This is a genomic window from Variovorax boronicumulans NBRC 103145, from assembly GCF_001591345.1.
GTDB classification, from domain to species: Bacteria; Pseudomonadota; Gammaproteobacteria; order Burkholderiales; family Burkholderiaceae_C; genus Variovorax; species Variovorax boronicumulans.
Genome location: NZ_BCUS01000003.1, coordinates 11,908 through 26,041, shown reverse-complemented (window position 1 = coordinate 26,041; position 14,134 = coordinate 11,908). Strand labels below are relative to the sequence as shown.

Here is a 14,134-nt window from a genome sequence, read left to right as displayed (position 1 = left end):
CGGACCACGCCCAGCGTTTCATCTTCGCCACCATGGACTTGAACACTGCGCATGCGGGTGACGGGGGCGGCTGGAGCCTCGCGCTGATCCACACCAAGATGACGCCGCCGCGCCTGGCGGGCGAGCCCGTCGGCCGGCCGGCCTTGCTGGATCTCTTAGCCCAGGTAGCGCACAGGCGCCTCACGGCCATTGTTGCTCCGGCTGGATTTGGCAAGACCACATTGATGACGGAGTGGCACGAGGCGCTGCGCAAGCGCGGCGATGCGGTGGCGTGGCTGACGCTGGACGAGGAGGACGACGATGCGCAGCAACTCGGGCACTATCTCGTTTCGGCGTTGAGTGCCGCCGCCGGCGGCGTCGGGCTCCGCGCGGCCGAGCTATTGCAGCGTGACCCACTCACGCCCATCAAGACCGTGCAGGCGATGCTGCTCAACGAGATCGCGCGAACGGGCTGCGATGTCTTCTTGTTCCTTGACGATTTCGAGCGGATCGGATCACGCGCTAGCCTCGCCCTTGTCACGCGGCTGCTGCGCTATGCGCCGGCGAACTTTCACGTTTGCATCGGCACGCGCCGCGAGCCGGGCCTTCCGCTGGGCGCCTGGGCCATGCCCGATCAGGTACTGACGCTGGACGCCGCCGCGCTGCGCTTCAGCAACGAGGATGCCCTGGCCTTTTTTGAGCGCGCGCACGGCGTGTTGCTCGATCGGCCCGGCGTGGAGCTGATCAACACGGCGTCCGAGGGCTGGGTCACTGGCTTGCAATTGGCGGCCCTCGCCCTGCGTCACACCGATGAGCCGGCGAGGCTGGCGCGCGAGCTCGCCGGCAAGAAGCTGATCGGCGATGCCTATCTGTACGAGGTCGTGCTGTCCCGCATGCCTGTGGCGGTGCTGCAGTTCGCGTTGCGCGTGTCTGTCCTCGACCGTTTCTGCAGCGACGTGTGCGACGCGATGATCAAGCCCGGCACGCGCAGCTGGGAGAAACTAGAGTGGCTGCAGCAGCACAACATGTTCATTCGGGCGCTCGACGATGAGCAGCGGTGGTTCCGTTTCCATACGCTCATGGCCGACGCTCTGCGCCGCAGGGCCGGGGTGCAGCTTGGCGGCGAACTGACCGCGCTGCACCGACGTGCCAGCCGATGGTTTGCCGGACAGCGGCTGTGGCCCGAGGCTGTGCGCCATGCGATCGCAGCGGGAGACGCGCAGCAGGCCGTGCAGTGGGCCGAGGGCTGCGCGGCCGCGCTCATCGACCGCAGCGACATCCCCACGTTGCTTGGCTGGTTCTCGCAGTTGCCCGCCGATCTGGTGCAGCGCAGCCTGCGGCTGCGTATCGCCCGGGCCTGGGGTCTGACCTTGTCGTTCCGTATCGCCGAGGCCGAGCGCCTTGTGCAGGAGATCGGCGACGAGATCACCGCTGATGCCCTACGCGAAGACGCTCGCGCCGACAGCGCCTTGCCTGCCGAGCTGGCGTCGGTCAGCGCACTCATCGCTGGTTTCGCTGACGACACGCCCCGCTCATTGGAATTGGGGCGCAAGGTGGAGGAAGCAGAAGCGCCGACTCCCGTATCGCGTTGGGCGCGCCGCTTCGCGCAGACTTCGTTGATCTTTGGCCTGGCCTACGACGGGCAGTTTGGCGAAGTCCGTCGCCGTGCTGCCACGCCTCAAGAGATGTCCGATGGCGAGCCCATCTATTCCAGCGTGTACCGGCAAAGCATGGTCGGGCTCGGGGCGATGGTGGAAGGCCGGTTGGCCGATGCCGCCCGGATCCTCGAAAGCGCGCTTCTGCGCGCGGAGACGGCCGTGGGCCGGGACTCCGCCGCGGCGGCTGTGCCCTCGGGCTATCTCGTGGCGCTGCACTATGAGCGCGGCGACATGGCCGCTGCCTGCCGCGTGATGGATGGACGCACTTCCCTGGCCAAGGAGGCATGCCCACTGGGCTCATTACTGCGCTTTAGCTTGGGCAGCGCACGCCTGTACGCGCGCCAGGGCGATGTGGCTTCCGCGCTCGTGGTGTTGGAGGAGGCTCGCGAGGTCGCTACAGAGCGGTATTGGCTGCGCTTGCGCGCCGGATGCGATGCCGAGGCAGTTCGCTTGCTGCTGCAGGCTGGCCGGCTGACCGATGCGCAGCAGGTGCTGGCGGAACTGAACGGGCTGATGCCCGCGCGGCATCCCCAACCCATGGGAAGTTTCCTGGAAACTTGGAGCAGTGCCTGCTGCGCTTCGGCGCGCGTCGCCATGGCCCAGGGCCGCCCCGAAGCCGCCGTGGAACTGCTCCTGCGGCTGCGCGGCCAACTGGATGCGGCGGGCATGCGCTATCTCAGCGCCTGTGTGTCGCAGCTGCTGGCGCTTGCCTGGGAGCAGCAGAACGAGAGCGACGAAGCGATCGGTGCGCTGGATGCCGCGCTGCGCTACGCGAGCGTGGAGCCCATGGTGAGCAGCTTCAACGACGAAGGTGCGCCGATGCTCCACCTCATGGATCGGCTGCGCGGCGATACCAGGTCCGTCGGGCAGCCGTACCTACCCCTGTTGGACGACCGGCTTCAGGGTGGCCAAGGGCAGGGGACGACGCCCCTGAACCACCCTGCGCCCAGCCCGGTTTTGGCCCGTTTCGCCGCGTCACTGAGTGTGCGGGAGATCGAAATCCTCGAACACATCGCAGGCGGCCTTTCCAACAAGGAAATCGCCAGGGCGCTGAGCGTGGCCCCCGAGACCATCAAGTGGCACCTCAAGAACATCTTCGAGAAGCTCAACGTCGGTTCGCGTCTCGAAGCCGTGCAGGCGGGCCTGGGCCTGGGGTTCGCGCCTTTGAGAGAAACGCGGTAGCTCCTTGCCAATAGCTGCCAGCACTTGACCGACAAGCGCTGGAGGCCGCTTCGCCAGCAATCTAGTCTGCCACGCGCAGAACGATCTTGCCTATGTGACTGCCGCTTTCCATCATGCGGTGCGCGTCGGCGGCGCGCTCCAGCGGGAACTCTGCATGGATGGTGGGGAGGCAGCGGCCCGCACTCAGAAGGGGCCACACTTTGGCTTGCAGGTCGCGCGCGATCTCCGCCTTCTCGTCGGGCGAGCGGGCGCGCAGGGTCGAGCCCGTGACGGTCAGTCGCTTGACGGCGAGGGTGAGCAGGTTGACGTTGGGCGCTACTTCGCCGCCCAAAAAGCCGATAAGCAGCAGCCGTCCGTCCTTGGCCAGCGCCGCGACGTTGCGCTCGAAATAAGCGCCGCCCACGATGTCCAGGATGGCATCGACACCTCGGCCGCCGGTCCATTCGCGCGAAACCTCGGCGAAGTCGCATTCGCGATAGTCGATCGCCTCCTGCGCGCCAAACCTCAGGGCCGCTGCAAGCTTGTCGGCACCGGAATCCGTTGCGATGGTGCGGATGCCGAACTCCTTGCTAAGCATCAACGTCGTCGAACCGATGCCGCTCGTGCCACCATGCACCAGTAGCGTGCTGCCGGGTGCGATGTGGCCGCGCTGAAAGACATTGGCCCAGACGGTGAAGAAGGTCTCGGGGATCGCGGCGGCATGCAGTGCATCCACGCTGCTGGGGATCGGGAGCGCTTGCGTTGCGGGCACGACGCAGTATTCGGCGTAGCCGCCGCCCTCGGTCAGGCCGCAGACCAAGTCGCCTACCCGGAATCCGGCGACGTGCTCGCCTACCCCCACGACGCACCCCGCCACCTCCAGGCCAGGAATGGGTGTGACGCCGGGGGGCATGGGATAGGTGCCCATGCGCTGCATGACGTCAGGGCGATTGACGCCGGCGGCCTGCACGCGGATGAGCAACTCCCCTGAAGACGGAACAGGCACCGGTGCGTCCCTCAATTGCAGTACCTCGGGTCCACCGTACGAGGTGATCTCTATCCGCTGCATGCGGGTGGGGACGGTGATGTCTTGCATGAGAGTGTTTGCTTTCTGCCATTCATGTGGAAAGGGTGGGCATGTAGCCGGGACGTGCACGGGGGTTGCGCACAAAAATTCTAGGAAGCCTTGGCCAGTGGAGGGGCGCCCGAGCGGGGAGGCCGGTGGGGGGGCGGGTCTTCCCCCTCCCTCCCCGCCGGAGGGGGCTTCATACGGGGCATGCACTCATACGCTCGTGGCTCACGCTCACACCTACACCAAAAGGAGACACGCTCATGCATTTCCAGCCATCGGCATCCCGCAGCCCGTTTCACTCGGTCATCTGCGCTGCTGCCGTCAGTGCAGCCCTACTGCTTTCAGGCGCCGTGCACGCGCAGGAGTCGTTCAAGATTGGGGTCGTGACCTTCCTTTCGGGACAGGCAGCGGAGAGTTTCGGCATACCCGCCGTCAACGGTGCCAAGGTTCTGGTGGACGCGTTCAATCGGGGTGCCGCGCCAGCGCCTTATGACCGGAAGGGCTTTGGCGGCATGAAGATCGAAGCGGTCTACGTCGATGAGGCCGGAGGTGCCACCAAGCAGGTGCAGGAGTTGCGCGCGCTCTATGACCGCGAGAAGGTCGATGCCGTCGTCGGGTATGTCGGCTCTGGAGATTGTCTGGCCGTGGCGCCTGTGGCCGAGGAACTCAAGCGCTTCTTGATCCTGCACGATTGCGGCACACCACGCATCTTCGAGGACAACAAGTTCTCCTACGTCTTCAGAACCGCGTCGCACGCCACGATGGATAACGTGGCGCTGGCCCGCTACCTGAAGGCGCGCAACGTCAAGGCAGGTTCCATCAACCTAATCAACCAAGACTATGCGTGGGGCCATGATTCGAAGGCGGATTTCGCTGGGGCCATGGGCCAGTTTTACCCTTCTGCCACGGCGGGCCAGGACCTGCTGCCCAAGTTCGGCGCGGGGCAGTACGGCACGGAGATCTCGGCCTTGCTGTCCAAGCCTGCTGACGTCACGCACACCAGCCTCTGGGGTGGCGATCTGCAGGCGCTGATGCTGCAGGCCGGGCCACGCGGCCTGTTCAAGCGCACGCAACTGGTGATCTCCGCGGGCGACCACGTGCTGCCTGTGTTGGGCCAGCGCATGCCCGACGGCGTCATCCTGGGCGCGCGCGGGGCCTATGGACAGATGGCCCCCAAGTCGGCGCTGAACGATTGGTGGAACGAGGTCTATGCGAAGGCCTACAACGGCCAGCAGCCGCTGCATTCGCCCTACCGGATGGCGCAGGCCCTGCTGGGACTCAAGCTCGCGGCGGAGAAGGCCATGGCCGCCAATGGCGGCAAGAAGCCTTCGCCTGAGCAACTGGCCGCCGCACTGCGCGGCAGCGAGTGGGACTCACCGGGCGGGCGCATTCGCATGGCGCTCGCCGATGGGCGCCAAGCCATTCAAGACACAGCCATCGCACGCACCCGCTACGACGTTGCCAACAAGAGGGTTGTGTTGGAAGACATCGTGCGCTTCCCTGCGGAATGCGTGAATCCGCCTGCCGGCACCACGGCGGATGCGTGGATCAAGGCGGGCTTTCCTGGCGCCAAGGGCTGCCCTTGACCACATTCTTCTGGGAGTCCGCTCATGGATAGTCTGCTGACCTTGCTTATCGATGGCCTGAACTATGCGTCCTGGTTGTTCATCGTTTCCCTCGGCCTCACGCTCGTGTTCGGAGTATTGAAGATACTCAACATTGCCCATGGCAGTTTCTACGCCCTCGGCGCCTATGCGGCCGCCAGCTTCGTTGGTTGGTCCACTGGCGTCTCATGGTCTCCGTGGATGTCGCTCATCGCCATGCTGTTGGCGGCCTTCGCTGTGGCCGTGGTGGTCGCTCCTGCAGTCGAGCGAGGCCTGCTGCGCTTCTTCTACGGAAGGGACGAGGTACTGCTCGTGCTGGTCACCTATGCTCTTTTCCTCGTGATGGAGGACCTCACGAAGCTGATCTGGGGGGCGAACCCGTACTTCGTGACCGAGCCCTATGGCCTATTCAGCAGTGTCGATTTTGGATCGATGTCCTATGTTGGCTACGACTTCGCGCTGTGGGGTCTGGCGGTGGTGGCAGGGCTGGTGGCATGGTGGGCCTTGAACCGCACACGCCAAGGCAAGATCGTGCTTGCGGTGATCCACAGCGCCGAGGTGGCCTCAAGCATGGGTGTCCACGTCTCGCGTGTCTACACGCTGGCTTTCGGGGCGGGCGTGTTCTTGGCGGCGCTCGCGGGCGCTTTCACCGCGCCGATGATTTCGGTCCAGCCTGGCCTGTCGGTCAGCGTGGTGGTGCTGTCCTTCGCTGTTGTGATCATCGGCGGCCTGGGCAGCATTGAAGGCGCTGCCATCGGCGCGCTGCTCGTGGGGCTGGCCCGGTCCGCCGCCGTGCATCTGGCGCCCGCAGCCGAACTCTTCGTCATCTATGCCGTCATGGCGGGCGTGCTGGTGTTTCGGCCCGAGGGCCTGTTCCAGCGCATCCAGGCTCGCAAGATTTGAGACAACGTCACATGAACACCACCATCAACTCCATTGTCCTTATGCGGGGAGCGCAAAGGCATTCGCGTCCTTTGCATGCGCTGGCGACCACGGTCGGGACATTCGCTGCGCTCGCCATGCTCGGTCTGTATGTCCCCGCCTGGCTCACCTACCTGATCACAGTCGCGGCGGGCAACGCGCTTGTCTCGCTCGGCATCGTGACCCTCATGCGCGGGGGCGTGGTCTCCTTCGGGCAAGGCATGTTCTTCGCGGCGGGCGGTTACGGGGCGGCCCTGTTGTTCAACCATGCGGGGTGGACGGACGCCCTGGCTCTGGCAATCGCTGGTGGGGCGTTGGCGATGGTTCTGGCCCTGCCTTTCGCGCCGCTGCTTGCGCGCTACCGCGGTATCTTTTTTGCGACGCTCACGCTGGCACTTTCCATGGTCGCATATGGCGTGCTGATGAAGTGGCCGGCACTCGGTGGATCGGACGGTTTCACTGTTGGTAGGTCGACCTTGTTGGGTCAGCGTCTCGATGGACCCGAAGGCTCCTACAAGTTGTTCCTGCTTACGATGGCATTTGCAGCGGTGATAGGGTTTCTGGCGCGGGCGTATTTCGCTTCGCCCGTCGGACTGGTCACCCTCGCCGCGCGGGACAACGAACTGCGTGTGGAGTACCTGGGCGCGTCGGTGCGGCGGCTCATCGGCGCGAACTTCCTGATGGCCGCGCTCTTCGGCGGCGTGGGTGGTGCCCTGGTCGTGCTCTCGCTGGGCCACGTCGAACCTGCTTTCAGCTACTGGACCACCTCGGGTGAGTTCGTCTTCATTGCCGTCCTGGCGGGATACCGCAGCGTACCGGCGGTGTTCATCGCCAGCTTCCTGCTCGAGATCGTGCGCTCGTTCTCCAGTGCCTACTTCCCCAATACCTGGCAGCTCGTGCTCGGGTTGTTCCTTCTGCTGGTGATTCGGTTTCTGCCGCAGGGCATTGGTTCTCTTTGGACACGGGAGGCACGCTGATGCAAGCCATTCTTGAAGTCCACGGCGTCGCGAAGCGTTTCGGCGCCGTGGTGGCGGCCTCGGACATCAACGTCAAGGTCGGGCCCGGTGAGCGCGTCGGTCTCATCGGCAGCAACGGTGCGGGCAAGACCACCTTCGTCAACATGATCACCGGCTACCTCAAGCCTGACGAAGGGAAGATCAGGCTCGCCGGGACTGACATCACGCACCTGACGCCCCGTGCGATCAACGCGTTTGGCGTGGCTCGCTCCTTCCAGATTCCGCAGTTGTTCGGCGAACTGCCCGTGCTCGAAAACATGCTGGTGGCGCTGGCCTGTCGAGACGGCCGGTCGAGCTTTCTGCGATCTGGCCGGGATTCACGGCGGGTTGGGCAGGCGGACGATCTGCTGCGGCGTTTCCGGCTGTTGGAGCACCGCGACCGGCGTGTCAGCGAACTGCCGGGTGGCGTGCGCAAGCTGCTGGACATCGCGATGGCGCTGACAGTCCGGCCCAAGCTTCTGCTGCTGGACGAGCCGACCAGCGCGGTCGCCGCCGACGAGAAGTTCCAGATGATGGAAACCATCATGTCCGCTCTTCAAGAAGACCCAGATACGCCTGTCCTCTTTGTCGAACACGATATGGAAATCATCGCTCGGCATGCAACGAGGGTGATCGCGTTCTATAGCGGCCGCATCATCGCCGACGACGTGCCCGGGGCCGTCCTTGCCCAGGACGACGTGCGCCGGTACGTCACGGGCGAACTCTCTGTGGAGTGATCAGCATGCTCAAGATCGAAGGCATTCACGTGTCGATTCAATCCGTCGCGGTACTGCGCGGGCTGTCCGTGACCGTGCCCGACCGGTCCATGATCGGACTTGTCGGGCGAAACGGCGCGGGAAAAACTACCCTGATGCGCTCACTGATGGGGCACCTTCGTCCGTCCCAAGGTCGGATCCTATTCGACGGTCACGACCTCTGTGCCATGGCGCCGCATGAGCGCGCTCGGTTGGGCATTGGTTACATGCCAGAGGACCGTGGCCTGGTGCCGGAGCTCACCGTAGAAGAGAACATCTTGCTGCCCGTGTGGACGAATCGCAAGCTGTCGGAGGCTGAACGCTTGGCGTTCGTCTATCGCATCCTTCCGGAGATGAAAGAGATGCGGGACCGCAGGGCGCTGCTGTTGTCCGGCGGGCAGCAGAAGTTGGTGGCACTCGGGCGTGCGCTCGCCGTCGGCACGAAGCTGCTGCTCCTCGACGAGCCCTTCGAGGGTGTCGCGCCCGCACTCAGCAAGCGCTTGGCGGACGTGATCCTGAAACTCAAGTCCAGTGACCTGTCCATCCTCATTTCCCAGAGTGATCTGAATCACTCGCGTCGCATCGTCGAGGCGGAGTACACCATAGAGCGTGGTGCCAACGTCAGCTCAGTTCTATAGGTAGCTCAGGCCAGAACGATCTCGTCGACCTCGAGCGTGGCGCAACGATGAAAACGCTCTCGCATGCGTCCTGAGCGCTTGATGGCCTCGGCACGAAATGGAATGCAGCACCGCGCAAAATGCAACCGTGCCATCGGGGGGCGAGTCTGATGGTGGCAATCGCTGCGAAGCTGCCCTCTGCCGATAGCCGGTTCAGACTGGTTGCAGCCGTTCGCTTTCGCCTTCCGAATGTCGGCGGCTGACGAGAACAGTCGTTGGCCCGTTTCATCTCGGTCGCCCGGCGGGCGTGGGCTGCCAAGAGGCAACGCGCCTACTCACGGCACCGCCCGCCCCCGAAAAAACGTCATACTTTGCCCTTCACAACGGGCAGACGGCGCATTCCGTGCATAAGGATATGGTGGAAAAAGTTCAAACTACCGAAGGTGAAGCCGCGCTCGCCAACTTCCTCGATCATCAGATCCATTGCTTCATCCAACTCGCACCAATGGTGCGAGAGAGTACCCTTCCTAGGGTCTCACGCCTCTATGCATTGCTGTCGGCCGTGATCGAGGATGCCATATCGGTGCGCCTTCTCGGGGACAGCGCAAGGCTGAATCAGGCGTACATCATTTCTCGTGCGCTACTTGAGCGCGTCACAAACTTCTGCTTTCTGCAACTCTGTACCGACACCGAGTTCGACGACTACATCGACTACACCTTGAACAAGGTTGGTCGCCGACTCGACCGATCAATCGAAGCCGAGGGACACACAAGGGCACGTATCGCACTCAAAGATGGGGTATTCGACTTGCCGCCGGAGATAGCCGCTGCTGTAGCGAAGTTCACCAGCGAACGCGGTCGCGAGAAGACTAGATGGACCAACGTTTCGCTTCCCGACAGGGCAGCTGTTGTAGAGGCAAAAATTGGGCGAACTGGCCTATTTATGAGCCTCCTCAGCATCTACGCGGATGCTTCAGAGGCACTACATGGAACGCTCTATGGGGCGGTCTTCCACCTTGGAACGTACGACGTCGGCGCGATTCCAAGAGACCAGGAAAGCTTGGATCGTCACCGCCATAGCACGCTCGCATGTCTGTACCTTATGGCCGGAGGCGCAATGGATACTCTGCTGTCAGTCCTCCAGGCTCTGGGCCAGTCAGGCGTCCAGCAGGCTGCCGCTAGCTCGACAGCGGCGTTCAGGCTGGCAGCAATCGCCGCTGACCTGACGGTCCCTAAAGAGAGAGGCCAAGAGAGCTCCGTCGAAAACAACGCTTGACCAGACTCGACTGGCAACGGTCACTTCTTTGGGCGCGCGACCAGGACAGGCGACAAGATAGCATCTACGAACTTGAGATTGGACCGGAGGGGCCGTGGAAGACAAGCAGTTTCGCATCCTGACCTTGGATGGAGGCGGGTCGAAAGGGTTCTATACCCTTGGCGTTCTCCATGAACTGGAGGCGATGCTCGGATGCCGCCTCTATGAGCGCTTTGACTTAATTTACGGTACCAGTACGGGTTCGATCATCGGAACCCTATTGGCGTTGGGCTACTCGGTCGATGAAATTCACAAGCTGTATGTGAAGCATGTGCCGGCAATCATGGGCGAGAAGGACGGCGCCCCAAAATCTGCGGCACTGGCTCGGCTTGCTGACGAGGTGTTCGGCAGTCACACCTTCGCAGACATGAAGACCCGCGTAGGTATCGTCGCGACCCGTTGGATGAGCGAGTTGCCCATGATCTTCAAGAGTGATCCGGCACAAGCGTTCGGACGCAAGGCCACTTTTAGACCTGGCTTCGGAGTATCTCTTCCGCGCGCCATTCAGGCGTCTTGCTCCGCGTATCCGTTTTTTGACCGGATAAGGGTTCAGACGGATCAGGGCGAGGAGATCGAATTGTTTGACGGGGGCTTCTGCGCCAACAACCCCACCCTGTACGCCATCGCTGATGCGGCAAAGGCGCTTGGGATTACCCGTGGCCGGATTCGAGTTGTGAATGTGGGCGTTGGGGACTTCCCGGCCAAGCCGCCATCCTTCTGGTTGAATCTTGCACGCAAGAAGATTGTCACTATTGAACTGGCGCAGAAGATTCTTGAAGTCAACACTAAGTCCATGGAGCAGTTGCGCTCGCTGCTCTTTGATGATGTGCAGACTATTCGCATCAGCGACATGTTTGACGTGCCTGAGCTCGCAACAGACTTCCTTGAGCACGACATGAAGAAGCTGGATCTGATCCGGCAACGAGGCAGGGAGTCGTTTGCAGACAAAGAAAACGCACTGACCGAAATGCTAAGGTGATGGAGGCAACGATGGGGATTCCAGAAGACCAACTCAACACGTGGGCAAAGCAGGGCAGCATTCAAGGCTCCAGCGAAACCTACAACTTAGTTAAAGAGACCCTTGAAGAAGATGTGGCTCCGTACCATGGCAAGGATGTCTCCGTTTTCCTGCAAGGTTCCTACGGAAACGACACGAACATCATTGGCGAGAGCGACGTCGATATTGTGATACGACTCAAGGACTGCTGGCAGAGTGACCTGAGCGAACTGAATGAAGAACAGAAGACCGCCTACAAAGAAGCGTACTCGAACGCAACCTATGGCCACGTTGAATTCAGGAAGGACGTACTGATAGTCCTCCGGAACGAGTACGGAAAAGGCGTGGAGGATGGCAACAAGGCCATCTATGTACCTCCTTCTGATGCACGACGCGCCACTGACGTAGTCGCCGCAATTCAGTTTCGTCGATACTTCAAGTTCAATGGGTTGCAGGATCAGAGCTACGCCGAGGGCATCTGCTTCTATGACAAGGCTGGAACACGTATCGCCAACTACCCGAAGCAGCACAGCGAGAACATGACCAAACGGCACCAGGACTCGAACGAATGGCTAAAGCCTATGGTACGCATCATCAAGAATGCGCGGACCAAAATGGTGAACGACGAAGCTCTTGAGGCTGGGATCGCGCCCTCCTACTTCCTTGAAGGGCTGCTCTACAACGCCCCGTTGGAATGCTTCGGGACCAACTACAACACGTCGCTCCAGAAGGTCCTGCAATGGATGTACGACACCGAGGACGATACCAAGTGGGTCACCGCGAACGAGCAGTACTACTTGCTGCGAGACGGCTATGCGACGTGCTGGCCCACCGGCAACTACGCGACGTTCAAGAACGCGATCATCAAACTTTGGAACGACTGGTAGCGCGATGTTGGTGACGACTATGTGATGTCTACGAATTTGACCCTTGTAGGCGCTTGGTTCGTTAAGCGCAACGCGAGGAGAGGAACGATCCGATTGTGACGCTCGTTCTCACGGCACATCACGGTGAGTTCAACTAGGATTGTGCTGATCGCAGTCGTCAGTCGCGACTTCTCGTCGCCTGTCACCTTCTGATTATCAAATGTATAGCCGTGAAGTTGGCCAACTATGCTCTTGAGGTCGCCTCGTTGAAGAGTCACGTCCTCCCAGTTGTGCGCGAAGGCATTTCTGACGCGACGCAGAATTTCAAGGTCTTCAAACTGCTCACGATTAATGAGGCCCATGGTGAACGCGGCCTTTATGCGAGTCGCCAGGGTTCCAAGCGGCGCATTGAAGCCCTCCACAAGCTCCTTGGCCTGCTTCGTTTCACGAAGATAGCCAAGAAGTAATCGGCCCAAAGCTTCTTCGGCGAAGGACGCAAGGCAGAGAACACGACCTCGCTCGTCGTGCGTAGGCACAAGACTCAGAAGACGATTGAGCGCATCCATGTGGGCATGCCCACCTTGATTTATAGCCCCGGCCAGCGATTTAGGCACAGCGGTCCCTTTGAGCACGTTGCCTCACTGTAGTCGATGATCAACTTCGCGAGATCGCCTGCCCACCGAAGTCTTCTACTACTCGGCAAGACGTTCTGTGATGTCGCTGGCCATATTGGCTCGGGTGTCCTCGATCAACAGAGCGTCAAGTGTCTCAGTGATTCGCTCGCTACTCGTTGTTACACCGCACTTTCAGCGCTACCCGAATGGAGAATGGGCGCCGCAGGCAATCGGGTAGTCGGGTCACGCCGGAGGCAGGCATACGTTCGGGTTCTAATGCGAGCCATGAGTACGACCTACCGCATGCCCGGGGCAGTTTTGACCGAGCGAGAGCACTCCGTTCCCTTGGTTCACGGCGACCCGCTGCGCGGCACGATCAGCGTGTTCACGCGCGAGCTTGCTGCACCAGACGGTCTCGATCGCCCCTACCTCGTGTTCTTGCAGGGCGGCCCAGGCTTCGAGGCCGCCCGCCCGACGAGCCCGCCCTCAGGGTGGATGGCGCGTGCCCTTGCGGACTTCCGGGTCCTACTGCTTGACCAGCGGGGCACAGGGCGCTCTACGCCCGTCGGGCCGGTCATCCCAGGGGCAGCGCCTGTCGACCAAGCCGAGTACCTCACGCATTTCCGCGCCGACTCGATCGTGCGCGACCTCGAACTGATCCGCGCTGAGCTTGGCGTCGACTGCTGGAGTCTGCTCGGTCAGAGCTTCGGGGGATTCATCTCGCTTACCTATCTGTCGCTGGCGCCCGGGGGTCTGCGGGAGGTATTGATCACCGGCGGCCTCGCGCCGATCACAAATCGGCGGGTCGACGAGGTCTACGCGGCGACATGGGCGCGCGTGCGCGAGGCGAACCAGCGCTATCACGCGCGATACCCAGGAGACCTCGATCGCTTGCGGACGATCCTGCGCCGGCTCGACGAGGAAGATGTCCGCTTGCCCAGCGGCGACCGGCTCACATCGCGTCGGTTTCGGCAGACCGGAATGTGGCTCGGCGATAGCGCCGGGTTCGAACGGCTGCATCATCTACTCGAGTTGCCCTTCCGCTCGGCCGCATTCATGGTCGACGCGCAGATGGCGTCACCCTGGGAGCGCAATCCGATCTACGCGACGCTCCATGAGTCCTCGTACGCCGACGGGGGTGCCACTCGCTGGTCGGCACACCGCCTCGCGCCCGAAGAGGCGATGACCGGCGACCTCCTCAGCGCAGAGCACGTCTTCCCTTGGATGTGGGACGACTACTCGGGCTTGCGCGCGCACCGCGAGGTGGCCCAGCTTCTGGCCGAGCATCCATGGCCGCGCCTGTACGACGCTGACCGCCTCGCCCGCAATGAGGTCCCAGTGGCAGCGACCCTGTACGTCGACGATGTCTACGTGGAGCGATCATTTGCCGAGGAGACGGCCCGTGGCGTTCGTGGGCTGCGGGCCTGGGTTACCAACGAGTACGCCCACAACGGCCTGCGGGCCGATGGCGAGCGCATCGTGGGTCGCCTGATCGACATGGTCCGCGGCCGGTCGTGAACCGATGGACGTGACCTTCGCGTGCCCGGCAAAGGAATGTCTGCAGAGCGCTGGCTTGCGGT

General features: G+C 62.3%; 12 protein-coding genes. 10 read left to right on the top strand and 2 right to left on the bottom strand.

Features of this window, described 5'->3' with window-relative positions; all coding sequences use genetic code 11:
• Window positions 1-32 precede the first annotated feature (32 nt).
• Window positions 33-2,819: a winged helix-turn-helix domain-containing protein gene (locus tag VBO01S_RS01680; RefSeq protein WP_062469526.1), complete on the top strand. Its 2,787-nt coding sequence runs from the start codon at window positions 33-35 to the stop codon at window positions 2,817-2,819.
• 61 nt (window positions 2,820-2,880) lie between these two features.
• Here VBO01S_RS01680 and VBO01S_RS01675 read toward each other — a convergent pair whose 3' ends face one another.
• Window positions 2,881-3,867 carry an NAD(P)H-quinone oxidoreductase gene (locus tag VBO01S_RS01675; RefSeq protein WP_218005375.1) on the bottom strand — a complete coding sequence of 329 codons (987 nt, stop codon included), beginning with the start codon at window positions 3,865-3,867 and terminating at the stop codon, window positions 2,881-2,883.
• A 263-nt stretch (window positions 3,868-4,130) separates the two neighbouring features.
• On the opposite strand from VBO01S_RS01675, the gene VBO01S_RS01670 reads away from it, so the two are divergent.
• The 8 genes from VBO01S_RS01670 (at window position 4,131) to VBO01S_RS01635 (ending at window position 11,961) form a co-directional block, all read left to right on the top strand.
• Complete coding sequence (locus tag VBO01S_RS01670) at window positions 4,131-5,456, top strand: ABC transporter substrate-binding protein (protein WP_062469524.1); 1,326 nt, start codon at window positions 4,131-4,133, stop codon at window positions 5,454-5,456.
• 24 nt (window positions 5,457-5,480) lie between these two features.
• The gene (locus VBO01S_RS01665; protein ID WP_062469522.1) at window positions 5,481-6,377 is read left to right on the top strand and encodes a branched-chain amino acid ABC transporter permease; all 897 of its coding nucleotides are present in this window, start codon (window positions 5,481-5,483) and stop codon (window positions 6,375-6,377) included.
• An 11-nt stretch (window positions 6,378-6,388) separates the two neighbouring features.
• The gene (locus VBO01S_RS01660; protein ID WP_157627257.1) at window positions 6,389-7,372 is read left to right on the top strand and encodes a branched-chain amino acid ABC transporter permease; all 984 of its coding nucleotides are present in this window, start codon (window positions 6,389-6,391) and stop codon (window positions 7,370-7,372) included.
• Window positions 7,372-8,127: an ABC transporter ATP-binding protein gene (locus tag VBO01S_RS01655; RefSeq protein ID WP_062469520.1), complete on the top strand. Its 756-nt coding sequence runs from the start codon at window positions 7,372-7,374 to the stop codon at window positions 8,125-8,127. Before VBO01S_RS01660 ends, VBO01S_RS01655 begins: the two co-directional genes overlap by 1 nt.
• A 5-nt stretch (window positions 8,128-8,132) precedes the next feature.
• Window positions 8,133-8,783 carry an ABC transporter ATP-binding protein gene (locus VBO01S_RS01650; RefSeq protein ID WP_062469517.1) on the top strand — a complete coding sequence of 217 codons (651 nt, stop codon included), beginning with the start codon at window positions 8,133-8,135 and terminating at the stop codon, window positions 8,781-8,783.
• Window positions 8,784-9,180: 397 nt separating this feature from the next.
• Window positions 9,181-10,038 carry a DUF5677 domain-containing protein gene (locus VBO01S_RS01645; RefSeq protein ID WP_157627256.1) on the top strand — a complete coding sequence of 286 codons (858 nt, stop codon included), beginning with the start codon at window positions 9,181-9,183 and terminating at the stop codon, window positions 10,036-10,038.
• A 94-nt stretch (window positions 10,039-10,132) separates the two neighbouring features.
• A complete protein-coding gene (locus VBO01S_RS01640; RefSeq protein WP_062469510.1) occupies window positions 10,133-11,056 on the top strand; it encodes an anti-phage phospholipase in 924 nt (307 codons plus the stop codon).
• Between the two features lie 11 nt (window positions 11,057-11,067).
• Window positions 11,068-11,961 (top strand): anti-phage nucleotidyltransferase, encoded by an 894-nt coding sequence (locus VBO01S_RS01635; protein WP_062469754.1) that lies wholly within the window; start codon window positions 11,068-11,070, stop codon window positions 11,959-11,961.
• A gap of 17 nt (window positions 11,962-11,978) precedes the next feature.
• Here VBO01S_RS01635 and VBO01S_RS31610 read toward each other — a convergent pair whose 3' ends face one another.
• Window positions 11,979-12,506: an MltR family transcriptional regulator gene (locus VBO01S_RS31610; protein WP_082817928.1), complete on the bottom strand. Its 528-nt coding sequence runs from the start codon at window positions 12,504-12,506 to the stop codon at window positions 11,979-11,981.
• 333 nt (window positions 12,507-12,839) lie between these two features.
• Between VBO01S_RS31610 and VBO01S_RS01625 the strand changes: the two genes are divergently transcribed.
• Window positions 12,840-14,072, top strand: coding sequence for an alpha/beta fold hydrolase (locus VBO01S_RS01625; protein ID WP_062469506.1), 1,233 nt, complete (start codon window positions 12,840-12,842; stop codon window positions 14,070-14,072).
• Window positions 14,073-14,134 lie beyond the last annotated feature (62 nt).

What these genes read in the sequence shown, in the direction of transcription:
- VBO01S_RS01635 (WP_062469754.1), top strand. Translation starts at nt 11,068, where the DNA reads ATGGGGATTCCAGAAGACCAACTCAACACGTGGGCAAAGCAGGGCAGC.
- VBO01S_RS01665 (WP_062469522.1), top strand. Translation starts at nt 5,481, where the DNA reads ATGGATAGTCTGCTGACCTTGCTTATCGATGGCCTGAACTATGCGTCC.
- VBO01S_RS01670 (WP_062469524.1), top strand. Translation starts at nt 4,131, where the DNA reads ATGCATTTCCAGCCATCGGCATCCCGCAGCCCGTTTCACTCGGTCATC.
- VBO01S_RS01675 (WP_218005375.1), bottom strand. Translation starts at nt 3,867, where the DNA reads ATGCAGCGGATAGAGATCACCTCGTACGGTGGACCCGAGGTACTGCAA.
- VBO01S_RS01650 (WP_062469517.1), top strand. Translation starts at nt 8,133, where the DNA reads ATGCTCAAGATCGAAGGCATTCACGTGTCGATTCAATCCGTCGCGGTA.
- VBO01S_RS01680 (WP_062469526.1), top strand. Translation starts at nt 33, where the DNA reads ATGGACTTGAACACTGCGCATGCGGGTGACGGGGGCGGCTGGAGCCTC.
- VBO01S_RS01625 (WP_062469506.1), top strand. Translation starts at nt 12,840, where the DNA reads ATGAGTACGACCTACCGCATGCCCGGGGCAGTTTTGACCGAGCGAGAG.
- VBO01S_RS31610 (WP_082817928.1), bottom strand. Translation starts at nt 12,506, where the DNA reads ATGGATGCGCTCAATCGTCTTCTGAGTCTTGTGCCTACGCACGACGAG.
- VBO01S_RS01655 (WP_062469520.1), top strand. Translation starts at nt 7,372, where the DNA reads ATGCAAGCCATTCTTGAAGTCCACGGCGTCGCGAAGCGTTTCGGCGCC.
- VBO01S_RS01660 (WP_157627257.1), top strand. Translation starts at nt 6,389, where the DNA reads ATGAACACCACCATCAACTCCATTGTCCTTATGCGGGGAGCGCAAAGG.